This window comes from Variimorphobacter saccharofermentans (assembly GCF_014174405.1).
Taxonomy (GTDB): domain Bacteria; phylum Bacillota; class Clostridia; order Lachnospirales; family Lachnospiraceae; genus Mobilitalea; species Mobilitalea saccharofermentans.
Genome location: NZ_JACEGA010000001.1, coordinates 3,795,254 through 3,818,132 on the forward strand (window position 1 = coordinate 3,795,254; position 22,879 = coordinate 3,818,132).

General features: G+C 46.1%; 23 protein-coding genes. 5 read left to right on the plus strand and 18 right to left on the minus strand.

Features of this window, described 5'->3' with window-relative positions; genetic code table 11:
- Positions 1-448 precede the first annotated feature (448 nt).
- From H0486_RS16500 to H0486_RS18480, 7 genes are all read right to left on the minus strand, one after another.
- Positions 449-808 carry a zinc ribbon domain-containing protein gene (locus tag H0486_RS16500; RefSeq protein ID WP_031576611.1) on the minus strand — a complete coding sequence of 120 codons (360 nt, stop codon included), beginning with the start codon at positions 806-808 and terminating at the stop codon, positions 449-451.
- 13 nt (positions 809-821) lie between these two features.
- Positions 822-2,150, minus strand: coding sequence for a zinc ribbon domain-containing protein (locus H0486_RS16505; protein ID WP_228354044.1), 1,329 nt, complete (start codon positions 2,148-2,150; stop codon positions 822-824).
- 3 nt (positions 2,151-2,153) lie between these two features.
- Positions 2,154-4,559, minus strand: a complete 2,406-nt coding sequence (locus tag H0486_RS18875; protein WP_228354045.1) for a zinc ribbon domain-containing protein — start codon at positions 4,557-4,559, stop codon at positions 2,154-2,156.
- A gap of 12 nt (positions 4,560-4,571) precedes the next feature.
- Positions 4,572-5,252: a hypothetical protein gene (locus H0486_RS16515; protein WP_228354046.1), complete on the minus strand. Its 681-nt coding sequence runs from the start codon at positions 5,250-5,252 to the stop codon at positions 4,572-4,574.
- 44 nt (positions 5,253-5,296) lie between these two features.
- Complete coding sequence (locus H0486_RS16520; RefSeq protein ID WP_228354047.1) at positions 5,297-7,360, minus strand: hypothetical protein; 2,064 nt, start codon at positions 7,358-7,360, stop codon at positions 5,297-5,299.
- Between the two features lie 19 nt (positions 7,361-7,379).
- A complete protein-coding gene (locus tag H0486_RS16525; RefSeq protein WP_228354048.1) occupies positions 7,380-7,898 on the minus strand; it encodes a hypothetical protein in 519 nt (172 codons plus the stop codon).
- A 133-nt stretch (positions 7,899-8,031) separates the two neighbouring features.
- On the minus strand, positions 8,032-9,444 hold the full coding sequence (locus tag H0486_RS18480) for a LuxR C-terminal-related transcriptional regulator (protein WP_323163557.1): 1,413 nt from the start codon (positions 9,442-9,444) through the stop codon (positions 8,032-8,034).
- 241 nt (positions 9,445-9,685) lie between these two features.
- Between H0486_RS18480 and H0486_RS16535 the strand changes: the two genes are divergently transcribed.
- The 5 genes from H0486_RS16535 to H0486_RS16555 all read left to right on the plus strand — a co-directional run bounded on the left by H0486_RS16535 (position 9,686) and on the right by H0486_RS16555 (position 14,237).
- The gene (locus tag H0486_RS16535) at positions 9,686-10,282 is read left to right on the plus strand and encodes an N-acetylmuramoyl-L-alanine amidase (RefSeq protein ID WP_228354049.1); all 597 of its coding nucleotides are present in this window, start codon (positions 9,686-9,688) and stop codon (positions 10,280-10,282) included.
- 105 nt (positions 10,283-10,387) lie between these two features.
- The gene (locus H0486_RS16540) at positions 10,388-10,627 is read left to right on the plus strand and encodes an SHOCT domain-containing protein (RefSeq protein WP_330392401.1); all 240 of its coding nucleotides are present in this window, start codon (positions 10,388-10,390) and stop codon (positions 10,625-10,627) included.
- A gap of 60 nt (positions 10,628-10,687) precedes the next feature.
- Positions 10,688-12,250, plus strand: a complete 1,563-nt coding sequence (locus H0486_RS16545) for a recombinase family protein (protein ID WP_228354050.1) — start codon at positions 10,688-10,690, stop codon at positions 12,248-12,250.
- A complete protein-coding gene (locus tag H0486_RS16550; RefSeq protein WP_228354051.1) occupies positions 12,251-12,682 on the plus strand; it encodes a recombinase family protein in 432 nt (143 codons plus the stop codon).
- Complete coding sequence (locus H0486_RS16555; RefSeq protein WP_228354052.1) at positions 12,669-14,237, plus strand: recombinase family protein; 1,569 nt, start codon at positions 12,669-12,671, stop codon at positions 14,235-14,237. The genes H0486_RS16550 and H0486_RS16555 overlap by 14 nt, the downstream gene beginning before the upstream one ends.
- A gap of 92 nt (positions 14,238-14,329) precedes the next feature.
- On the opposite strand, the gene H0486_RS18600 is transcribed toward H0486_RS16555, so the two are convergent.
- The 11 genes from H0486_RS18600 to tnpC form a co-directional block, all read right to left on the minus strand.
- Complete coding sequence (locus tag H0486_RS18600; protein WP_015051393.1) at positions 14,330-15,310, minus strand: ferritin family protein; 981 nt, start codon at positions 15,308-15,310, stop codon at positions 14,330-14,332.
- 2 nt (positions 15,311-15,312) lie between these two features.
- Positions 15,313-15,984, minus strand: coding sequence for a rubredoxin (locus H0486_RS18495; protein ID WP_323163558.1), 672 nt, complete (start codon positions 15,982-15,984; stop codon positions 15,313-15,315).
- Between the two features lie 103 nt (positions 15,985-16,087).
- Entirely contained in the window at positions 16,088-16,447 is a 360-nt protein-coding gene (locus H0486_RS16570) for a NifB/NifX family molybdenum-iron cluster-binding protein (protein WP_228354053.1), read from the minus strand.
- A 1-nt stretch (position 16,448) separates the two neighbouring features.
- Positions 16,449-17,288: an Mrp/NBP35 family ATP-binding protein gene (locus tag H0486_RS16575; RefSeq protein WP_228354054.1), complete on the minus strand. Its 840-nt coding sequence runs from the start codon at positions 17,286-17,288 to the stop codon at positions 16,449-16,451.
- A gap of 17 nt (positions 17,289-17,305) precedes the next feature.
- A complete protein-coding gene (locus tag H0486_RS16580; protein ID WP_228354055.1) occupies positions 17,306-18,127 on the minus strand; it encodes an MBL fold metallo-hydrolase in 822 nt (273 codons plus the stop codon).
- A gap of 4 nt (positions 18,128-18,131) precedes the next feature.
- Positions 18,132-19,007 carry an ATP-binding protein gene (locus H0486_RS16585; RefSeq protein ID WP_228354056.1) on the minus strand — a complete coding sequence of 292 codons (876 nt, stop codon included), beginning with the start codon at positions 19,005-19,007 and terminating at the stop codon, positions 18,132-18,134.
- Entirely contained in the window at positions 18,985-19,842 is an 858-nt protein-coding gene (locus tag H0486_RS16590) for a nucleotide-binding protein (protein WP_228354057.1), read from the minus strand. The genes H0486_RS16585 and H0486_RS16590 overlap by 23 nt, the downstream gene beginning before the upstream one ends.
- A gap of 1 nt (position 19,843) precedes the next feature.
- Complete coding sequence (locus tag H0486_RS16595) at positions 19,844-20,212, minus strand: NifB/NifX family molybdenum-iron cluster-binding protein (protein ID WP_228354058.1); 369 nt, start codon at positions 20,210-20,212, stop codon at positions 19,844-19,846.
- 47 nt (positions 20,213-20,259) lie between these two features.
- Entirely contained in the window at positions 20,260-20,628 is a 369-nt protein-coding gene (locus H0486_RS16600; RefSeq protein WP_228354059.1) for a DUF134 domain-containing protein, read from the minus strand.
- A gap of 63 nt (positions 20,629-20,691) precedes the next feature.
- Positions 20,692-20,970, minus strand: a complete 279-nt coding sequence (locus H0486_RS16605) for a DUF5320 domain-containing protein (RefSeq protein WP_213818493.1) — start codon at positions 20,968-20,970, stop codon at positions 20,692-20,694.
- A gap of 147 nt (positions 20,971-21,117) precedes the next feature.
- Complete coding sequence (tnpC, locus tag H0486_RS16610) at positions 21,118-22,719, minus strand: IS66 family transposase (RefSeq protein WP_228352486.1); 1,602 nt, start codon at positions 22,717-22,719, stop codon at positions 21,118-21,120.
- Positions 22,720-22,879: the final 160 nt, after the last annotated feature.

Consider the following 22,879-nt stretch of genomic DNA (forward strand, 5'->3'; position numbering starts at 1 on the left):
TCAATGAGTCTTCTATTTTACCCACTGTAATCTTTGCTGATGAACCAACCGCAAGCTTAGATACCAATAGAGCGTATGAGGAGTTCTGTCATATCAGCAGAATCACCGTCTCCACATGGAATGAGAGCATCAGGTTGATGTCTGGTATGTATTTTTCGTTTTGTCCGTTCTCGGGAACAGTTCAATAGTGGTTTTTATGGGGGTGTTCTGTTCGAGGGAACAGGTCAATGGTTTTTATCCGTTCGGGGGAACAAGTCGATACATGGGGTTTAATTCCTGTCATCTCCGGTGGCAAAGGTACTAACTATTGATAAAATGCACCGGTCAAATCAAATCGTTAAAATTTGCACCTCTTTTGCACACCCCTCGTTTGGAAGAATTCAATTTCAAAAAGCAACGCACACTGATTACGGAAAACTAAAACCACATCCAAATTAGCCTTTTATTTTCATAGCGCTGTTCCACACTGACCGCAAAATCGAGCACCGAGAACAGCGCCGGAGCCACATTTCGAGCAGAACTTTATCTGCGGCTCAGCTTGGTATGTCAGCGGCAGATCCTCATTCGGCGCAGCGTCAGACAGAAACAGCCAATCGATGTCCTCGCCGTCGTTACATAAGCCGATAGCTCCGGCAGGCGATACCACATAAAAGCTATCCTCATCGATTGGGTCTTCACTATCGCTTGTTTCGGCAAGCACCAGCAAGCCTTTTACATCGTATCTATCATTTGAAGTGGCAAAACTCCAGCTTGTGCAGCGTGTTGCCGAAAACTCCGCAGCCTCCAGCAGCGTGTCAAATCTCTCCATTATAAAATCCTCCTTATTTAAATAATAGGTTATTACACCGCTTGCAGCGGTCATTTTGTATGGGGTTCATCATGGAGCAGACATTGCAGTAAATGATACGGTCTTTAGATTTGTCGTACTTCTCGTATGTACCGAATTTGGGATGAAACCGCACCCTGTCACCAACGGAGAGATAATCATACATATGCCGCCCGCTGTCCTTTTCCACGATAGTCTTTTTCTTGTCCGCATCGGTGTTAATGATCGTGGTATATTCCGTATAGGTTCTGTAGTTATCATCCTCGCCGCCCCTATGCTCGCTTTTCTCCTTGCTGTACTTATTGACGACCACACCCTCCCACATTGGTTGCTTGGTTCTTCTCAACGCCAGCAGATTAATGACCAGCATGACAAGAGCAATGCCCATGCCGATAACAAGAGCTTCTCCAAAGGGGAAGTCGTCCATCAGCAGACCTGCGACGGGAAAGCCGATGAGCGGCACGAAAACCAATATCCACATACAGCCTATGGAGAATTTTTTGTTTTTCTCCGCAGCGGCCAGTATCTCCGGCGAATGACACCTGTCGGAGAAACCCACCAGCCCCGCGCCGCTCTGTGGGGGCGCGGGAGTTGCTACATGGTGTGGTTCCATCGGCTCCGACGTTGCCGAATTCACCGCCTTTCCGCAGCCAATACAAAATTCGGCTCCCTCCGGAAGCGTTGCGCCGCAGGCCGTACACTCGCCGGGGACATTTGTTTGTATTTTTGTGCCGCAGCTTGAACAGAAAGCCATACCCTTCGTAATCTTGTTTCCACAATTGGGACAAAACATATACGTATCACTCCTTACTTCGAATATTTGAGGCGCGGCGGGTTTCCTCGCCGCTGGTTTCTTCTTTTTCCCGCCTCTGGCTGTGCGTATGACAAGCAGCAGCAAAAGCAGACAACCGATAGGGGTAAGAATGAGGTAAATAATTCCTCCTTCGCCCATCTCGCTAAATTCGGACAGCATGGCTGGCTTATTCACATAAGGTAATACACTAAGGTAGCGGATTCGCTCGGAGCGCGTTTCGCCCTCGTCCAAGCTCGGCCATGCCTCGTCGCTGCTATATATCACATAGCCCCGGTATTCCTTGCCGTTTACCAGAAACCAATAGCCCTTGGAAATGGTCCGGGAGCGGTTGACATCTGCGGCACTATCATCCAAGCGGTTGTGATAGCTGTCCACCGTACCCATTACGCTGTCGCCCCATATCGCCAGTGCCAGCGTAGAGAGGCTCGAATACATGGCAAACAGCAGCACGGCGTAAATCAGGATGAGGATGGGCAGGGGGATGTTTTTGCGATTTTTCTTTTTTGCCATGATTTATTCTCCCGCGTATGGCTGAACGCCGTAGCGCATTCCGTTGGGAAGCCCCCGGCTTTCAGGGGTCATATAGCTGTCAAAACTCCGCATGGTATAAGGACCGTTTAGATATGCCGCGCCCGTGTCGAAGTTGATTTCAATGGTTTCGCCGTCGCCATATGAGGCGGTAAATATGTTCCCGGACGCATCCAAAGCCCCGGCGATACCGTCCTTGCCCAAGGCGTTCAGCGGCGATTCCTCTTTGCCTTTCAGCGCGTCAATCACCGTCAGCACAGCGTCCGCGCCCTTTCCCTCGACTGTAATGATATAGCTGTGATCCCGTTTGAATTCGTCCAGACTGCGGCCTTCGCGCATTGAGCCGTGGGCGTCGTAGAATTCATCTATCGTCCTGCCGCCGTAGTATGCTCCTATCTCAAATGTATCCTGATACAGCAGATATTTTTTCGCTACGCTGCCCAGCGGGATCACCGTCCGCTTTTCCGTCACCTTAAATTCCTGGGTCAGTATGGGAGCATCCTCGTAGGGGTCGTCACCCTTGTTCCATAGGCGAAGCTGTGTGGGGATGCCCGCTTGCATATACCCTAAGATGGTGGCGTCTATTGTTGCCCGCCCATCCTTGTCCAGAACCGTCGCCCAATTTTTGTCTATTTGGGCATCGGGCCGGCGGATGTCAACGGTACAGCCCGCGTATTTGCTCTTTTCACCGTCAGGAATCCCCTCAATTATTTCAAACTCCAGCGGTGCATTGAGTGCCTGCCGCAGCTCAGTGGCATTCGCGCTGTAAGTCTTACGGTTGTCGTAGTTTATCTTCTTAATAACGTCGTCCAGTACAGGCTGAAGCCTTTCGCCCAAACGGGCCATATACTGCTCGATGCAATACTCACGGGCGGCGTCTGTTTCGGGGAGAAGCCCCGTAGTATAGGCATGTAGACCTGCCTCATTGGTTGCTACAAGCTGCTCCTCCGGGTTGTCGTAGAAGTAACGGGAGCTGTAGTTCTCCATAATACCGCGTAGAGCGGCGTTAAACTTTTCAGGATTGTTGCCTCGTGTTCTGTATAGTCCCATAATACGATCGTACCATTCGGCCTCCGTCCATGGATGAATTTTCTCGTTGTAAGCAATGACCACATTAAACAGGGCGTCTTTATAAGTCTGGTCAGCTGCCACCATGAATTTGTTCAGAGAATAATCGAGAGCAATGACCCCCAGCATGGAGAGCTGAACCATGCCGGTGGTGACTTTTTTATAGTCCAGTACCGCCACGCCCACATTGTAGGACAGTTTATACGCCTCCGCCGCCACCGTTTCAGCGGATTCGTTGCCTTTGTATGCGTCGATCATAGTGTCGCCCAGCGATAACGCGGAAAGCCCCAAAAGCATATAACCGCCTTTTTCCCAAAGACTTGAAAGGTATTTGTTTCCGACGCCCTGCTCTGCCAGCTCAAACGCGTCTGTCAGCCAGCTAAAGACCTCATGAAGCAACCCCGCTTCAGGGTCACCAAGATTTGGAATGTCTAAGAGTTGTCCGTAGAACTCTCTCAATAGACTGTCACCTACCTCACCGGGCTTCCCGGATGTTTCAAACTCGCGCAAAAGGGCAAGGGCGGTTTCATCGTCCAGACGCTTGCTTGTGAATTTTGACAGCAGAGCGTAGGGCGAATGTGAGTCCGTCAGGGTGACGGTGCAGTATGCCGATAGATGGTCGGTGGTGATGGTAACGGTGTTGTCGGTTGTGTTTACGGTGTAGTCCACAAGCTCCCATTGGTCGGTTTCGGGGTTGTAGTACTCCGCCAGCACAGAGCCTTCCTCATCGGCAGCATCGGCTCCGCTTTCGTCATAGGGCAGGGTGATGGTCAAAAGACCGTCAAACTCCGTGCGTTCACCGGCTGAAATGTCATATGCCGTGCGTGTACCACCTTCAATGCTGTCCTTGTCTTCGGACAGCTCTTTTATTGAAACCTTTTCTCCGTCCATTGAATTGTATGGTCCAAAATCAATCATCACACCTTTGTCGGTTGAAACTGCTGTCTGCCCTTCCTGCAAGGTAAAGCTGTCGATCTTCTGTATGGAAGGGAGCTTGACCCCACCGCCCACCATAAACCCCGGCCAGCCGTAGAGCGCCACCACAGTGGTCTGTATAAAAAGTAGCACTGAAAGCACTATACACAGCGTATTGCGCCCGCTCTTCATTTTTGGTACTGGAGTACTTTTTGTTTTTGGTGTCGCAACGGTGGGTGTATATTCTTGAGTCTGTGCTTCGAGTTTATGCTCTTGCTTGTCTACAGATTTTGACTGTATCTCTGAAGCAGTTTTCACTGGCAGATCAATAACCTCAGCACCGCATTTTGCACAGAAGCGGGCGCCGGTATGAAGCTCTTTTCCACAATTAGTACAAAATTTTTCCATAATTACACCTCCTTATGGTCGTACCAGCGCCATCAGCGCCGGTGTCCCTTCGGGCGTATCCATCGTTCCGACAGCGTACTGTTTCCCGTTAAGCTCGTAGAACTGCGTTAGGCGAATGGTTCCCGCTCCGGACGCCCACAGGCCGCCGGTTTCCCACTTGCCAAGAAATACGCTGTCCTCCATGTCCGATTCGTCGAAGCTCTCTCCCTCGTTTGCCCAAAAAATCTGATACCAGTCGAGGGTGAGGCTCAGACTCTCCGCAGTACCAGCAAGAGCGATGTTGAGAAACTCCATCGCGCCCGCATCGTATTCGTTGTTGGGATCGTAAACAATCAACGCTTTCCAGCTCCCGGTCAACAGGTCGATGCTGTCTATGATATTCGCATCGGACGGAACCCCGTCATAAGCCACATCCTCCGTGTACCAGAGGAAGTCTTCCAAATCGGGGTGTTCCTCCGTGGATATGCTCGTGTCAGTTTCCTCCGGCGCGGGAATATCTCCGCTCTCCGTGGGCGTGGGCGGCGCTTCTTCCTTCGGCGATGGTGTGACGGGTGTTGTTTGCTCCGTCCCCGGCGCCGGAGGTTCTTTTCCGTCTGCTGACCGTAGATTGGGCGGTATTGTGAGTATGCCGACGACCAGCATAATCACATTGGCCGTGATCAGCACGGCAATCAAGCCTTTCTTCAATTTCATCAGCCCTCCTTGATTCGCTTTGCTATGGATGGGCAAGTATTGCCCTAATCAGTTTTAATGCCCTCTCCGTAGACTGTTGAAGTTCTCCCTTCTTTAATATCTTCCACAGTATTGTCGCTTGAAAAACGAACCGCGCCTTCCTCGGAAATGAATCTAACATAAGTAGAAAAAGACAAAGCATCACTTGGCGCTTCACAAGTCGCCGTAGCGGTGGACGGGTCATATTCATACGGCCCCGGCAAAAGTAAGAAAGCGGTGCCAAAATCTTTACCTTCCGGCATAAATACTAATTGCCCCTCGTAGTACATAAAAGTAAAGTTGTAGGTAGCGGTCTCACCTTCAGATGTAAATGTCGCAGAATAAGTGCCCAAAAGCCCCTCCAGCGGCAATCCACCAAGCTTCACCTCGGTCACCGGCGCGGAGAGCTTGAAGCCAAGCGTCAGCTCCGGCTCGTCGCTTTCGGGGTCGTCGCTGGGTTTGAACAGTTGCAGCTCCTTGGGACAACCGGCCTGCACATAGCCAAGCAGGGTAAACTTGGTGGAAGCCCCGGCAGCGCCCTTCAGCGTACCGCGCCAGCTCTCCTTCACCGCGTTTTCGGAAAGCGGGGCGAAGCGCAGGGCGTAGCCGTCATACTGCGACTTCTCGCCATCGGGAACGTCCTCCACGATGTTGAAGGTGATGGATTGGTTAAAGAACGCTTTGACCTCGTTTAGCGCGGCCAGATACGCAGCCTCGGCCTTGCGTTGCATATACACGCTGACGGACTGCGTTACCGGGTAGAGGCGTTCATAAAGCTGTGCCTTATAACCGTCCACTAAGGTTTTAATCTCCGCCTCGGTGGGGGTGGGGATGGTGACGGAACTTTTACTGTTTTTCTCCTTCATTTCCGAAACGACAACTCCCATATCGGCACTGTTAAGCGTCCAGAATACGCGGGCATAGCGCTCTATCTCCGCTTCGACGGCAGCCTTGGCGTCGGCTTCGTTGGGGTTGGCTTCGACTATGTCAATCAGCACCTGCCGCCAATCCTTCAAGCTGCGGGCCGTCCATTGAAAGCCCTGTCTGTCTTTACTGATGTATTCGTTGTTAAAATAGACATAGACCTCGTCTATCTTATCCATTTTCATCGCTAAGCCCTGCTCAAACAGACTGGTTATCGTGTAGTCAAAAATGAACAGTCCGCTGGCGGCAAGTCCCCACGCGGTGGATTCGGCATAGGAGAGCGCCAGCATCGCCGTGTCCTTGTATAAGCCGAGGGTATCGGCGTCTGTCTGTTCCGTACTCAGCATTACCGCGCCGATCTTCACCGCCGCCGCTACCTTTCCCAGCTTGTTCAGCTTTTTGTAGGCGGAATCAGCCAACGCAGTATCAAAGGTCGGGCTGCCGAGGGACGCCATGTTCAGAATCGTACCCGTGAGGTCAGTAGCGAAGCCCGTTTCACCGGCTGCTCCGGCTACGCCGCCCAAAAACCCGTTATAGCCTGTGAGAAGCCGCGCCGCGAGGCCTGCCGCTTCCCCTCCGTCCGCGCCGCCGCCCGCCACATATTCGCGGAGCGTTTCCATCGCCTGCTGTTGGTCGATGCCGGTAAAGTCCGCATAAATGCTGGTGATTTTGGCATTGCGCTGCCCCTCGTTTTTGACATGAAACGCGCCGAAGGTGGAGAGATGATCCGTGTAGATGATAAGCTCATTCGCGGTGGCGTCCACCTCGAACAACACATCCTCCCACTGGCCGGTGGCTCCGTTTTTGTACTTCGCACCCACACATTTTGCCGGGTCCTGCCCATCCTCGCAGTATACCGTATCATAGGGGATACGCAGTGTGATGAAGTCCGAAAGCTCAGTCATATCACCCAGCTTGAAGTCGTAGGCTTCTATCTTATAGCCTTCATTCTTGTTTTCTTCCACGGGAAGCTTTGCCACGGTAAATTCTGCTTCACCGTCCAGCACATAATTGCCCAGCTCCACGCTAATGCCGTTTTCCAGTTTGATGCCGGTACTCTCCGGCGAAAGCGTTGCCGCGTCGCTTTTGCTGCCACCACCGCCGCATCCGGCAAGACCGGTCAAAAGCATCGCCGCCACGAGTAAAATGGATACTATCTTTTTCATGTCAGACCCCTCCCTTTTATTACCAATCACTAATTTCTGCCTGCACGCCTGTTTCGTGCCAAAGCTTTTGTGCGGCCTCCACAACCATCTGTTTGTAAAGCATACCGTGCAGCAGCTCTACCCGCATGGTCTGATCCTTATCGCCAAAGGTCAGGTACATCCGCTCCTTATCAATTTGAACGGCGCTCAGGCGCACGCCATGTACCCCGTCGAGACCCCATCGGTAGATTCTGCTGCCAATTAACACACCAAAGGTAGATACTACAGTTTCCTCGGTGTCTTTTTTTATTTGGCGGCCCGGTATGGAGATAAGAGCCGATGGCACTGCGAGGATGCGATTATCCCAAATGAGTGTTGCGTCATAGAGCAGACGACTCTGCCTCAACAATAACAGGAGAGAGATAAGGCTGATAGCTCCAAAGGCGAGTGCCGCTTCCAGCGAAAATGCCATGCCGGACCACACCGCCAAACAAATACTGGCTGCGAATAATAAGACATATCCATTACGTCGTTTGCGGATTGATTTCATTTGCACCATACCTCCCTCCAGTATGAATTTTAGGGAAAGATGCCTTAAAAAGCATCGTTCGAAAGGATGAATTTGCAGAAAAAGCCTCTCATACTTTAGTATGAGAGGCCAGTAAAACCCTGTATTTATGTGGTTTTATGTATCATTCAATCGTTTGATTCTTCAGCAGGGTGCTTATGAGTTCTGCCCGACTACCTACATCATATTTTGAAAAAATGTTCCTTGCATGTGTTTTTACAGTACTCTCACTGATAAACAAAGCCCCGGCAATTTCCCGGTTGGATTTGCCTGAAAGGATTAGCTGCAATACCTCCTGCTCCCGGACAGTCAGCGGATCAAGAGTTTTAGTTTGACGAACAATGTCCGTTTGCTGTGACTGGCTCATATTGTCATAAGCAGCAAGATAAGCATGGCTTTTCAGCAGTAAAACAAGCTGGTTGTTCAACGGCGGTAGCATAACCAGCGTAACGCACACCACTGTCAGGGCAATCACCGCCACCTCCGCACCGGGAAGCCCCATAGATGTCACAGCCATCCCCAAGACTCCTCCGCAAAGGATGCCGAATACATTGGCGGAAAGCCCAATGCCAAAGGTTTGTGCGGGATTGTCGCTATAATCCAGCATTTCTCCAAGGATGCTCCACCAAAACAGATCAAAAATACCGCAAGCACCGAGCATCAGCGTATCCACAGTCAAATAGTCGGAGGTATTTCGCCCTAACAACATAAAGCTGATGAACGCTCCTATTATCATTGCCATTCCAATATACAAAATTCTGGAACGCTTTGCTTTCATAGGTAAGTTGCGCATAATAACAAGCGCTACGATATAAGGCACGGCCCAATACCAGCTTACCAATCCCGTCAGATGCTCAAAAGCAGGATTGATGACCTGATACATCAGTCCAGAATTAATTGTGATGATAAAGACAAAAAAACACAGCAATATCAGTTGGTTTTTAATGCCGCCTTGCGTCTTGTTTTTAAATGTTTTGTTCTGCTCATTCTCCTGCCCCAACGGCAGCATCCAGATGAAGGCTATACCGATTACAAGACAAAGCATCGAGAGGCTTAGCCCGATAAACGGCGACCGGTTCATGGCAAACACGTTGACTGCAATCATCAGCAGATTGGAATAAATCAGAACATCGGCGCAGGATTTAATGCGCTCGTTCTTGGGCGTAAAGGCCCTGAGAAAAAATCCCCATGCCGCCACTGCGCAGCCACTAAAGTATCCGCTGACAATCAGTCCGCTCAACCATAGAGAGGAGGGAGCAAAAAAGAAGGGAACAGAAGCGGCTAAGCATAAGCCCATGCCGCCGAGCATCATGCTTCTGGCGGTCGCTTGTGATTTGACAAACAGACCGCAGGTAAAAAGCCCCGCAAAATGTGCGATAATTGCAGCCAGTATGTAACGGTCGGCGTCTGTTCCACGCAAATCCAGCAGGCTGTATAGCACCTGCCCCTCAAACTGAAACGACAGAATATAGGCAAAGAGAAATGAAAATCCGGCAACAGAAAACCTGCGGGCGTTTATTGGTTTATGGCCGTTCATGTGATAACCTCCTCTCTTGATTCTTTCATTTTTCTATGCCGGTTCGCATTTCAAATCTCATTTTTTCATCTTTAGTTAACAGAACCTTTTTATATCGCCTGAATTATGGTCCAGATTATTCCAAATAACTCATTCACATTCGCCAGACATTTTGAGATAGTGCGATTTTTGGCTCAACGCTTCAAAAATCATCTCAAACACTTCTTTGTAAGCCGGTATGTCGTGGTCTGGTGCGTAGTTAATGCCGTCGCCGGTATTGGGCAAGAACCAGTATAATAACCATTGGAATCAGGATAAGCCGGATGGGCGGCAGGTCTGTGTACATGCCTTTATTGGCAAACTGGCGGATGGCAGTATCGCAACATACCAAACCCTCCCGTGGAATCATCGAGGTTGGCATGGTGGCTCCGGTTCAAAAGGCTCAGTCAACGATACTCATATCAGTTTTGAAATTTGTGAAGATGGACTGACCGATGCCGCCTACTTCAATGCTGTGTATAAAGAAGCAACTGAATTATGCGCCTATCTTTGCAAAGAGTACAAGCTCGACCCAATGGCAGATGACGTGATCATTGGGCATTACGAAGGGCATAAGCGCGGTATCGCCAGTAACCATGCCGACCCCGGGCACTGGTTTCCTAAACACGGGAAGTCAATGGATACTTTCCGTGCCGAAGTTAAAAAGTTGCTGTCAGCAATAGAAGCGCCTACCTCCACCGATCCAAAGAAACTGTACCGAGTTCAAGTCGGTGCATACTCTGTCAAAGCAAATGCTGACGCCATGCTTAAGAAAGTTAAGGCGGCAGGATTTAAGGATGCTTTCATTAAATATTCGTGATAACTATTATCATGCCCGCGGAGCATAAAAACTCTGCGGGCTTTTTTTATTTATAGGTGTATAAAACGCTCCACTTTTCTCCGTATAGCGAGGAGGTGGTTTCTCGTGTTCAATGAACAGAAACTTGAGTTAATGCGTTGCCCTATTGGCGAAGGGCAGAAAATCGATGGTGAAGTGAACTCTACTCCGCATGAGCAAATGCAGCGCGAAGTTGATTATGTGAGAGCGCAGCAAATACTCACTTCTATGCTTGAGAAAGATTTAATTACCTTGTCGGAATTCAACAAGATAACCGAATTAAATCGCAAAACTTTCTCGCCGCTATTAGCCGAGATTATGCCTTGAAATCGTTGATATAACTTCGTTTCAGAGGTAATATGTCACACTGACTAAGGAGGTGAGAATTTGAAAAAGGTAACGAAAATTGCTCAAAACACGGCCAATTTAACCGAACAGACTAAGTTGCGGGTTGCGGCCTACTGCCGTGTATCTACCGACAGCGATGAACAGCTCGAAAGTCTGGATACTCAAATAAAGCATTATAAATCCTACGTCAATGCAAATCCTGAGTGGGAATTCGCCGGGCTCTATTATGATGAGGGCATCTCCGGAACAAAAAAGGAAAAGCGGCCTGAATTGCTTCGAATGATTGCAGACTGTGAAGACAGAAAAATAGACCTCATTGTAACGAAGTCTATCAGCAGATTTGCTCGAAATACAACCGATTGTCTTGAACTGGTTAGAAAACTGCTTAACCTCGGCATTTTTATTTATTTCGAGAAAGAGAACATCAACACAGGGTCAATGGAAAGCGAACTCATGCTGTCAATCCTAAGTGGACTGGCTGAAAGTGAATCGGTTTCCATCGCTGAAAATAACAAGTGGTCGATACAGCGTCGCTTTCAAAATGGCACGTACAAGATATCCTATCCGCCATATGGCTACAATAACGTAGATGGGGAGATGGTCGTTAACGAGCAACAAGCAGAAATTGTGCGCTATATTTTCGCTTCAATTCTATCCGGTAAAAGCACTCACAAAATTGCCGCCGAGTTAAACAACCGAAAAGTATCCACTAAAAAAGGCGGTCGCTGGACAGCAACAACAATCCGTGGAATGGTTGGGAACGAAAAATATACAGGTGATGTAATTTTTCAAAAAACCTATACCGATGTCCATTTTAATCGGCATAACAACAGGGGTGAGAAGGATCAGTATCTGATCAAAAACCATCATGAGGCGATTATCAGTCATGAAGATTATGAAGCTGCTCAGGATATTATCGAACAGCGTGGCAAGGAAAAAGGCTTAGAAAGGCAACATAAAAAATATCAAAACCGCTATCCATTTTCGGGTAGTATCATCTGCGGTCAGTGCGGAGGTACATTTAAGCGCAGAATCCATTCAAGCGGCAGGCATAGAATTGCTTGGTGCTGCTCCATTCATATCGAAGACATCAAAAAATGCTCCATGAAATATGTGCCAGAGTCAGATTTTGAATATGCGTTTGTTACCATGATGAACAAATTTATTTTCGGTCATGAATTCGTCCTCAAACCTTTACTTATCAGCCTGCGTGGGTTGAATTCAGATGAAACTATGGGAAACATTCAGGCACTTGACCGAAAACTTGAAGAAAACGCAGAACAGAGAAATGTACTGGTTGGGCTGATGACCAAAGGTTATCTTGAGCCTGCCGTTTACAATAAGAGCAATAATGAACTGTTGCAAGAGGCAGAACGACTACGCCGTCAAAAGGAATCCATAACCCGATTCTTAAATAACGATTTCCAAAACTTAAGTGAGGTCAGTGCCCTATTGCAATATGCCACCAAGGCATCGATAATGAAGGGCTTTGACGGTGATATTTTTAAACGCTTTGTGGAGCGGGTTGTTGTGTATTCCCGAGCAGAGATTGGATTTGAGCTAAAATGCGGCATTACACTGAAAGAAAGGTTGGTGAGATAAATGAGCCATATACCATTTGGCTACCGTATTGAAAACGGAAAAGCCGTAATTGATAAAGAGGCTGCAGAACAGATAAAAATATTGTTCCAATCTTACCTGAGCGGCGATTCCTTGGCGACAGCAGCTAAGAAAGCTGGTATTGAAGGTTTCCATTCCGGTATCGGCAGGATGCTACGAAATACCCGATACCTCGGTGATGAGTTTTATCCGGCTATAATTGACAAAGACACTTTCAACACTGCCGAAGCAGAACGAATTATGCGGGCGGATAGACTCGGTCGTACCAAAAAGTTTAAACAAGAAAGAGAGGTCGTCTATCCTACCACCTTCCGCATGAAAGAAGGAACAGAGGAATTCGACGACCCCTTCGAGCGAGCGGAATACTCCTATAGTTTAATTGAAACGGAGGTGAACAAGAATGGCAGTCAGTAAAAATGTCACCGTGATACCGGCAAGGAAGCATACTCGCAAGAGCAAGGACGAGGAAAAACCGAAGCTGCGCGTTGCTGCTTACTGCCGTGTTTCCACAGACAGCGATGAGCAGGCTACCAGTTATGACACGCAGATTGAACACTATACCACCTACATACAAGGTCACCCCGACTGGGTACTGGCGGGGATTTTTGCGGACGACGGTATCTCCGGTACCAATACTAAGAAACGCGAAGAATTTAACCGCATGATTGACGAGTGTATGGCAGGTAATATCGATATGATCATTACAAAATCCATCAGCCGATTTGCCCGAAACACACTGGACTGTTTGAAATATATCCGTCAGCTTAAGGAGAAAAACATTCCCGTTTACTTCGAGAAGGAAAATATAAACACCATGGATTCCAAGGGCGAAGTTCTGCTCACAATTATGGCATCCCTTGCCCAACAGGAAAGCCAGTCATTGAGCCAAAACGTAAAGCTGGGTCTGCAGTATCGTTATCAGCAAGGTGAAATTCAAGTCAACTGCGCTCGGTTCCTCGGTTACACCAAGGATGAGAATAAGCGTCTTGTGGTTGTACCCGAAGAAGCCGAAATCGTAAAGCGCATTTATCGAGAATACCTTGAGGGTGCAAGTATGCTGAAGATTGCCCGGGGGTTAGAGGCCGACGGTATCTTAAACGGAGCAGGTAATGAGCGCTGGCACACCAGTAACATTAACAACATTCTACGAAACGAAAAGTACATCGGAGATGCGCTCTTGCAGAAAACCTATACGGTTAATTTTCTTACAAAGAAGCGGGTCAAGAACAACGGTATCGTTCCGCAGTACTATGTAGAGAACAGCCATGAAGCCATCATCCCGCGTGAAGTTTTCATGCAGGTGCAGGAGGAGCTTATTCGCCGCCGTATTGTGCACACAAGCCCGAACGGAAAGACCAGAACTTTCAGCAGCAACCACGTGTTTGCTCAAATAATCATCTGCGGCAAATGCGGTGAGGTTTTTCGCAGGGTACATTGGAACAACAGAGGTAAGAAGTCTATCGTCTGGCGCTGTGTCAGCCGATTAGAAAACACAGGCCTATTCTGCGACGCCCGCACGGTACTGGAAAGTACCATCGAGCAAGTGCTGGTCACCGCCATCAATCAGACGCTCTGCGACAAAGACTCTTTTCTCACTACTCTACGGGACAACATCGCCACCGTTATAAGCCGTGAAAGCGACAAGGCTTTGGCGGATATCGATAAGCGGTTGGAAGAGCTGCAAACGGAACTTTTGAAGCTGGCTACCTCCAATGCCGATTATGATAAAGTCGGCGACGAGATCCACCGCCTGCGTGACCAGAAGCAGAATCTACTGCTTGAAAACGCCAACCGTGATGAACTCAAAAAGCGGATTGCTGATATGAGCACATTCCTAAAGAAGCAGTCCACCGCCCTCGCCGAATACGACAAGCAGCTTGTTCGGAGGTTGATTGATAAGGTCACGGTCTTCGAGGATAAATTCACCGTGGAATTCAAGTCCGGCGTGACGGTGGATGTGGATGAATAGAGTAAAAACGAGCAAGGCACTCTATGAAACATAGAGTGCCTTGCTCTTATTAACATTGGATATCAATAAGTTATTTATTCTTTAACTCAGATTTAATACTTAATAAATTTATCCCCCGGAACGCCACAAATACTGCATTTTTCAGGCTGAAACTTCTCGATATTTCCACAGACAGGGCAAAGATAATAAAAGACTTCTTCTGTATTATCAAGGTTCTCCAGTGCATCCTTGTAAAGACCGGCATGAACCTCTTCCGCTTTCATAGCAAATGTAAATGACATAGCGGCAGCCTTATTACCTTCAGCTTCTGCTTGTTTTACGAAAGGAGGATACATTTCTTTATATTCATAGGTTTCGCCGTTAATCCCATCCTTCAAGTTATCTGCCGTTGAACCAATTTTTCCGGCCACTTCAAAATGCTTTAGTGCGTGAATGGTTTCGGCGTCAGCTGCAGCTCTAAACAATTTCGCTGCATTGAGATTTCCGTCTTTTTCGGCTTTCTTGGCATAGGCTGTATACTTTCTGTTTGCTTCGGCTTCTCCAGTAAATGCAGCCATCAAATTTTTAAGTGTCTTATTTTCACTCATGTTTTTGTCCTCCTCGCTTTTATTAAAAGCTTCTAATAATTTTTTAACAGTTTCTTTTGGGAAACCTTCCGGCTGTTTTTCTCCCAGAAGTGATTGTAAGAATTCCTGAGCGTTCTCGCTTTGTGGCAGCATATATCCCGCTTCACGGATAATATCCTCCGCCATAATATGATTAGATTTTTCGATGGCGACAGCCAGTTTCCCGGGAAGTCCCGCGACTATATTCTCCTGTTCCGACTTGCTGCGCGTCAACGCTTTCAGCGCATCGATAACAGGCTGGGTTTTATTTTGCTGCTTCGGATACTCTTTCGGTACCATTGAAATTGCTCCGGATGGGCAGGCATCCGCACAATCGCCGCAGCCGATGCACTTATCAACATCAATTATACTGTTTTCTGTATCGGTCGCCCCGGTAGGACAGACATAAAGACATAGACAGTCCTTTGTACACAAACGTATATTTCTTACTGCATATTTATCAGCCATTTTTATTGCCTCCCCTCAATCTTTTCAAATTTCCAATTAGGTACCTTGCAAACAGGGCAAACCTCCGGCAGCTTATCTCCTATGTACACAAAGCCGCAGATAGTACAGACATAAACGCCTGTATTCTCCAACATTGCGTCGCCTTCTTTTTGATATCTACTTATAATAGATTTCAAAATCCGAGTTACCTTCTCGCTCCAGACAAGAGCACGGAGCGCACCTCTATCCTTTGCATCAGTTGCCACGGCATTGGCATTTGGGAAGCTCTGCTTAAGGTCCTTTTCAATAAGGTCAAGTAGCTTACTGAAATGCGGGTCTTCGGTCGGTGCTGATACCGATTTAAAATAACCAGCCAGTTCATTAAATAGAGTTGCTTCTTCGGGCTTGTACTGTTTTTCACACCCACGTGCAAGATTCGTGCAAAGTGCACTAACTTCTAAGGGGGACATCTCCTTCATATCTACAGGTGACTCAATTACAGATATCGGCTCCTTTTTCGGGGTCATATCTGATTCTCCCTGTTTCTCAAATTCGGATTTTGTCGCACCACATAGCGGACAGACCCAATCCTCAGGTAGGTCTTTCCACCTTGTACCCGCAGCAATGCCTGCATCGGGAATGCCTTTTGCTTCGTCGTAGACAAATCCACATACGGAACATATGTATTTTGCCATTTCATTACCTCCTCACTTGTTTTGTTCTATATTCACAAGGCATATTTATTAAATGCCTTGCCAATATACATTATCATTGTTTGGAAAAAGCAAATGTGCTATTTTATTCGCCGCACTCATCGTGATGCTGATGCTCGTGGCAGACGGAACCTGTTGTCTTAAGCTCACCCTTCAGATAATTTTCTACAGCAGTTTTCGCGTTACCAGAAGCTCCTACAACAACTTCAACGTTCCTTTCATTAAAAATCTCAACCGCACCTCCGCCCATACCACCGCTGATGATGACATTTACACCGCAATCGGCAAGAAAGTTAGGTAAGAATCCAGGCCTATGCCCGGGGTTAGCAACGGTTTCGCTTTTGATGATTTGATTATTTTCAGTATCAAAAATCATGAAACCTTCGCAATGTCCAAAGTGCTCAGTCACCATTCCATTTTCGCTTGCTACTGCAATTTTCAGCATTTTAGTTTTCCTCCATTTTTTCTAAGATTTTTGCAACCGGCTCAAACCAATTGCCATCGAAAAGCTCTATCATACCCTTGTCACATGCAGCTGAGATTTTCGGGTCAATAGGTAACTTAGTAAGAACCTTTAAATTATGTTTTTCGGCAATTTCTTCAATATGACTTTCGCCAAATATCTGATAATTCTTGCCGTTATCAGGGCATTTGAAATAGGACATATTTTCCACCAGACCGATAATAGGGATATTCATCATCTCAGCCATTTTAACAGCCTTTGATACGATCATGGATACAAGCTCCTGCGGTGAGGTCACAACGATAAGTCCATCAACAGCAATGGACTGAAATACCGTAAGTGGAACATCGCCGGTGCCCGGAGGCATATCAATGAACATAAAATCTACATCGCTCCAAATAACATCTGTCCAAAACTGTTTTACTGTGCCGGCAATAATCGGCCCTCTCCAGACAACCGGATCAGTATCGTTTTCTAAAAGCAAATTTACAGACATAATATCAATCCCGGTCTTCGTTTTAACAGGGAATAAGCCGAACTCACTGCCTTTAGCTTTTTCTTTGATACCAAATGCCTTAGGAATAGAAGGTCCGGTAACATCCGCATCTAGAATAGCGGTATGATAGCCCATTCTATTCATTGTAACTGCAAGCATTGAGGTAACAAGTGATTTTCCGACACCGCCTTTGCCGCTGACAACACCAATAACCTTTTTTACACTGCTCATCTCATGCAGCTTCTCGGAGAAATCTGTTTTTTGTTCTTTTCTTTCTGCGCAGTCCTCCGAACAACTGCTACAGCTTTGATTGCAATTTTCGCTCATAATCTTGCTCCTTTTATTTAGATTACAATTTCACTGCCTGCTGACAGATAATCGATGCTATCCCTCATACCAGCTTTCAGCCTTTTATAAGGCTCGACACCTGTACAATGGCAGGTGTAAAACTTTGCTTTTGTACCCATTAGGTATTTACCAATTCTATCTATCATTTCAGAGTCCTCGTTTCCGCCTGAGCGGCTGGAAAGATGAAATCCACCTATCACATAGCCCGGCATTCGACCTTTTAGCGTGTGAAAATGCTCAAGTATATTTATGATGCCATTATGAGCGCAGCCTGTTACTAATAGGGTTTTCCCGTCTTCCTCTACCACGAGGTTTTGTTCATGTGCAAAGATATCAGCTATCGTTTGCCCCTTATATTCCTTTAGCAAACCACTGTTTGATTTTGGACGCGGCTTTCTTTGGGTAATATTAGAGAATACTTGGATTCCACTGTTAATAAAGAAACGGTCTGAGGTGAGGACAATTTGTTTGTTTTGATTCAGTTCTTCATCAAGACCTATAAAATCCAATTCATCGTTTGGACGGATCGCATAGTGCTTTTCAAAAGCGAGTCGATGTAGAAATACCTCGGCTTTTGTGTTTTCTTTCAAAAAGGTTTTTAGCCCTCCGCCGTGGTCATAGTGTCCATGCGAAATCACAAGAAAGTCAACATCAGCAATATTCACATTAAGCTTTTTTGCATTTTGAAGAAACAGCTCGCTTGCGCCCACATCAAACAATATTTTATGTTTCTTTGTTTCTATATACAGGCTAAGGCCATGCTCGCTGCCAAAGTCTTTTGATATCGAGGTGTTTTCAACCAACGTTTTAATAAGCATGACTTTAGCCACCACCTTTTTCAAAGAGTAGATTCATTGTTTTGTGATAAACCTCTTTAACCGCAATTCCCGATGTGCAGTCTATGTCTACAATGGTTTGACCATTATTTATAGCTTTAACCGCACCTAAGTCAAAGGGTATCCTGCCGATAAAAGGCAGCCCTTGTTTTTTACAAAACTCTTCAATCTTCTCTGTGTTCTCAATGTTAGTATCGTATTTGTTGATACATACCGCTGTCTTTGTTCCGAATTTTGCTGCCGTATTTATAATGCGCTCCATATCGCTGATACCTGATATGGAAGGTTCTGCGACTATCAAAACCATATCCACACCGCTAAGTGATGCGATGACAGGACAGCCTATTCCGGGAGATCCATCAATAATGGCAAGTTCCGCATCAGCTGCCGCAGCCTTCATTTGCTTTTTCACCTCATTTACAAGCATTCCGGAGGTACCACTGCCCATTTTCAGTTGCGCTGTTGAAAATACTTTTTCTCCATCAGAATACAGCATCAATTCCCCGGCCACTGCCGGTTTCATAGTTATCGCTTCCACAGGACAAACATACTCACAAACGCCGCAGCCTTCACATGCGAAAGGATCCACTTTGTATTTTTCATCTATTGAAATAGCATCAAATCGGCAGTTTTGCCTACACTGATCGCATTTAATGCAAAGTTCCGGATCTATCTCTGCTTTTGGCAACCCATAACAGTCAGTTTTTGCAGGTTTAACACTCCATCCGGTAATGAGGTGCAGGTTAGGCGCATCTACATCACAATCCGCATATGCTTTGGCATCAGCAAGCTTTATAAACGCACTTGCTATTGTCGTTTTTCCGGTTCCGCCTTTACCGCTAAGGATTAGTAGTTGTTTCATGCTGCACCTCCTTTGTCACCTTGTTAAGCAGAGAAGAAAACAGTTCTCGGTACTTTTCATTTCTATTAACAGCAATTTTCGCATTTGAGTTCAAGGTTCCAAGTTCATTGTCAAATGGAATCCTGCCTAATATCTTAATATTTTTTTCCAAACAAAACTTCTCAGCAGGATTTTCTCCTTCCAAACATTTGTTAAGAAGCACCCCAAATGGCTTATTAAATAACTTGACCAGTTCGTATACCATATTGAGGTTATGCACACCAAACAATGTCGGTTCAGCCACCAGTATGCAATAGTCCGCATCTTTGATGCTCTCCATCACAATACAAGCGCTTCCTGGTGGACAGTCGATAAATGTCTGCTTATTTACTTCCGAACTTTCCTCAAGTAGCTTTTTTATAATAGGAATACCCGTAGCTTCACCGGTGTTCAATACTCCTGTCCATACCGCCACTTCGCCAGAAACACCTTTTTGCACTTTGCCAATAACCTTTGCTTTCTCTGTTAGTGCCCTTACAGGACAAACCAAGATACAGCCGCCGCAAGAGTGGCACACATCGTCAAAGACAATCAGTTTATTTTTAATATAGGCAAGGGCGTTAAAGTTGCATAAATCAACGCACTTTCGACATCCATTGCATAACTCATGATCAACTTTTGGAATCTTTACTGATATTTCTTCTTCTTGAATTCCTTCAGGCTTAAAAAACAAATGCCCATTCGGCTCTTCTACATCACAATCTATATATGTGGATGCTTTTGCTGCCGCAGCTAAATTCACCGATACCAGTGTTTTTCCTGTGCCACCCTTGCCGCTTAGCACAGCTATTCTCATATTAGTTGCCCCCGTGCCCGTGAAATCCGGCATGAAATTCATCCAACAAAGGTAATTTCCCATCGATAAAAGCATCAATATTATCTTTGGCTGAACCAGTTATGGTTTTACAAATTTTGATTTCAGCGGGTTTTAGCACGTCAGCAGCATTTTCCCCTAAGCGGGGAGTGAGTAAAACATCTGCTTTGTTATCAACTATTATTTGTGCAGCTTTAATCCCGGCGCCGCCTGTGCTTGCCGCCGCACTGTTGTCAATAAATATACTCTCCTTCGTTTCTACATCATGAATAAGAAAATAGGGAGTACGTCCAAAGGATACACATACATTCGACTCCAAGGTTTTCTCATCTACTGGAATTGCTATTTTCATAAGAATCCTCCGTTCTTTTACTAATTCAAAATATATACTCAGTTACCTCAATCCTGCTCATTTGCAAAGCGCCCTCCACGCCTATGCCTATGACAGCCACGACCACAACCATTCCCTAATCCTTCGCAAAGCCGGTATTCGCCACCCTCAATCAAAAGCACCTTTCCATTTACTAAAGATTCAGCCAGCTTTTTTCTGGCCTCGATATAAATGCCTTGAACGGTGCTACGAGCAATATTCATTTGCTTGGCGCACTCTTCTTGAGTGAAGCCTTCCAAATCGATAAGCCTTATGGTTTCATATTCGTCAACAGTCATATTTACATGGTTTTCTGCGTCGGCAGGCGAATCAAGAGGCCCAAATCTATTACTTTCAGGCAAACAGCAAACTTTTCTCCACTTCATCGGTCTCGCCATAATTCATCACCTCCATTCTAATCAGAAATAACCAGAGCGTCCTCCGGTTATTTCTGATGCTCATTATAGGTTCTCCAATTGCTTATCAATAACTTCGAGTCGATCTTGCAACATGGTTTTCTGTTCGTTCAGCAGCTCTTTTTGTGTTTTTGAGGAGGTCTGGTTAAATGCAAATCCTCTACCAAAGCCACGACCGAAACCACGTCTGCAAGCAAGTCCAAGACCTAATCCCATTCCGAGACCAGCTCCGTACTTAACTGCATTAGCACCTGTGCAAAGCCCTAATCCTCTTCCAGTCATTGATCCCGCACCCATTGGGCCGGTTCCGTCTCTTCTCGGCATGTTTTTCACCTCCTTTTAGTTTCTGGCATATGCCATCTATTCTTATTATACCCCGTTTATGGCATATGTCAATAACTTTTGGTAAACGGTAGATAGTGAGTACCCCTATAAAAATTCGCCACTCTGATGAGTGACGAAGATATTTACCTATTTTCTGCATTCCGCAGGCAGCTTTGGCGACCACGGAAGCAGGTCTTCACAGAAACTCCGGTCTGTTTCATCCAGATGCTTCGGGATTTCTGTCAGAAGATATTCGAAGTAATTATAAGGTTTCAAATTGTTTACTTTCGCCGTTTCGGCAATACTGTAAATAATGGCACTGGATTTAGCCCCATTGATGGTATCGATCATTACCCAGTTTTTCTTACCGATACAAAAACCACGGATTGATTGTTCAGCAGCATTATTGTCCATTGGCACTTCACCATCATCCAGGAATGCTTTTAGATATTTTTCCTGATTGATGGAATAGTTAAATCCACTCCATGTTTTGCTTTTTGAAAGAACTTTGCCGATGTGTTCTTTTACCCATACAAAGTAAGCCTCTACCAATGGTTTCACACTGACCTGGCGAAGTTTCAGTCTTTCTTCCGGTGAGAGCTCGCTTAATCGCTTTTCTTCCCGGTAGATTGCCTGTATCTGCTTTAATGCCAGATATGCAAGGCTGCTCTTTTGATCTTTCTCAGGAAGAGCCTTGACCGCTTCATCATATCTACGTCGGGCATGCGCCCAACAACCGGCGATGGTCAGATCGTCACGTTCTTTATCTAAGGTGTGATATACCTGATAACCATCGGTAACACAGACTCCCTTGAAATTCTTAAGGAATTCTCTTGGGTGGCTTGTGTTTCTGGTCTGTTGGTAATCGTATAGGACGATTTGCTTGTCCTGATACATCCTACCCGTACGGTAGACCCACATATAACTCTTAGATCCGGCAGTACGCCCGTCCTTATTAACAAGGACTGGTGTCTCATCTGCCTGAAGTACATGATAATCATAAATCCGTTCATGTAGATAATCATATAGGATTGCCAGATATCGGTCTGCACATTGGATGGTCCAGTTTGCCATATCCTGACGGGAGATGTTAAGATTATATCGTTCAAACTCTTTTTCCAAACGGTAAAGAGGAACAGCATTGACATATTTTCCGTTTATGATAGCAGCTTCCAACGATGGAGATACCAGGCTATTTCTAAGAAGATAGCCCGGATGCTTTGCTTTTATTATGTGATCATCCTTTTTACTGGCATAAACAGCTACGTGATGTTCTTCCACCTCTACTTTAGACGGGGTGAATTTATATCGTTTGTACACTTCATCCGGAAGCTGTTTCCATGCTGATCCGCCAAATTCCTTTCTGAGTTCTTCTTCAGACATGGTATGCTCAATCTTAACGATAGGAAGTCCCTTTAAATCTTCTTCTCGTTTGCCTTTGCGTTTCGTTGGTTTTGATTTTACGGTATCTTCATCTTCGACATCGATCTCGCCTAGGTTGGCAACTGCCTCTGCCTCATTGAAAAACACAATCTGATCGTCTACTTCTTTAAAGGCGATCTGCTGATCGATATCTAGCTTTTCAGAAGACCTGCCATAGCGTTTATGGTTTGCTGTGGCAAGCTGTTCAAGCACCAATTGAAGTTTTTGGTCAATGGACGCAAGCTGTTCCTGATTGGCTAGAAGCAACTGAACCAATACGACCTTATCGAAGCTATTCAGTTGTTCTTCGGTATATTTTATTGCCATAACAGACCATCCTTTCATTAAGTCTATTATAGCGTATTATGCTTTATTTGGCGAATTTCATTTTCTGACAGCTTCGTCATAATGCCTATGGTTGTAAGGCTTTGTGAATCCCGTAATGGAGTGGTAATTAAATGCCTTTCGAAATGTCAAATTTTATTTT

Excerpts from the sequence above, each read along its gene's own strand:
- H0486_RS16500 (WP_031576611.1), bottom strand. The coding sequence starts at position 808 with ATGGAGAGATTTGACACGCTGCTGGAGGCTGCGGAGTTTTCGGCAACA.
- H0486_RS16505 (WP_228354044.1), bottom strand. The coding sequence starts at position 2,150 with ATGGCAAAAAAGAAAAATCGCAAAAACATCCCCCTGCCCATCCTCATC.
- H0486_RS18875 (WP_228354045.1), bottom strand. The coding sequence starts at position 4,559 with ATGGAAAAATTTTGTACTAATTGTGGAAAAGAGCTTCATACCGGCGCC.
- H0486_RS16515 (WP_228354046.1), bottom strand. The coding sequence starts at position 5,252 with ATGAAATTGAAGAAAGGCTTGATTGCCGTGCTGATCACGGCCAATGTG.
- H0486_RS16520 (WP_228354047.1), bottom strand. The coding sequence starts at position 7,360 with ATGAAAAAGATAGTATCCATTTTACTCGTGGCGGCGATGCTTTTGACC.
- H0486_RS16525 (WP_228354048.1), bottom strand. The coding sequence starts at position 7,898 with ATGGTGCAAATGAAATCAATCCGCAAACGACGTAATGGATATGTCTTA.
- H0486_RS18480 (WP_323163557.1), bottom strand. The coding sequence starts at position 9,444 with ATGAACGGCCATAAACCAATAAACGCCCGCAGGTTTTCTGTTGCCGGA.
- H0486_RS16535 (WP_228354049.1), top strand. The coding sequence starts at position 9,686 with ATGCCGTCGCCGGTATTGGGCAAGAACCAGTATAATAACCATTGGAAT.
- H0486_RS16550 (WP_228354051.1), top strand. The coding sequence starts at position 12,251 with ATGAGCCATATACCATTTGGCTACCGTATTGAAAACGGAAAAGCCGTA.
- H0486_RS16555 (WP_228354052.1), top strand. The coding sequence starts at position 12,669 with ATGGCAGTCAGTAAAAATGTCACCGTGATACCGGCAAGGAAGCATACT.
- H0486_RS18600 (WP_015051393.1), bottom strand. The coding sequence starts at position 15,310 with ATGGCTGATAAATATGCAGTAAGAAATATACGTTTGTGTACAAAGGAC.
- H0486_RS18495 (WP_323163558.1), bottom strand. The coding sequence starts at position 15,984 with ATGGCAAAATACATATGTTCCGTATGTGGATTTGTCTACGACGAAGCA.
- H0486_RS16570 (WP_228354053.1), bottom strand. The coding sequence starts at position 16,447 with ATGCTGAAAATTGCAGTAGCAAGCGAAAATGGAATGGTGACTGAGCAC.
- H0486_RS16575 (WP_228354054.1), bottom strand. The coding sequence starts at position 17,288 with ATGAGCGAAAATTGCAATCAAAGCTGTAGCAGTTGTTCGGAGGACTGC.
- H0486_RS16580 (WP_228354055.1), bottom strand. The coding sequence starts at position 18,127 with ATGCTTATTAAAACGTTGGTTGAAAACACCTCGATATCAAAAGACTTT.
- H0486_RS16585 (WP_228354056.1), bottom strand. The coding sequence starts at position 19,007 with ATGAAACAACTACTAATCCTTAGCGGTAAAGGCGGAACCGGAAAAACG.
- H0486_RS16590 (WP_228354057.1), bottom strand. The coding sequence starts at position 19,842 with ATGAGAATAGCTGTGCTAAGCGGCAAGGGTGGCACAGGAAAAACACTG.
- H0486_RS16595 (WP_228354058.1), bottom strand. The coding sequence starts at position 20,212 with ATGAAAATAGCAATTCCAGTAGATGAGAAAACCTTGGAGTCGAATGTA.
- H0486_RS16600 (WP_228354059.1), bottom strand. The coding sequence starts at position 20,628 with ATGGCGAGACCGATGAAGTGGAGAAAAGTTTGCTGTTTGCCTGAAAGT.
- H0486_RS16605 (WP_213818493.1), bottom strand. The coding sequence starts at position 20,970 with ATGCCGAGAAGAGACGGAACCGGCCCAATGGGTGCGGGATCAATGACT.
- tnpC (WP_228352486.1), bottom strand. The coding sequence starts at position 22,719 with ATGGCAATAAAATATACCGAAGAACAACTGAATAGCTTCGATAAGGTC.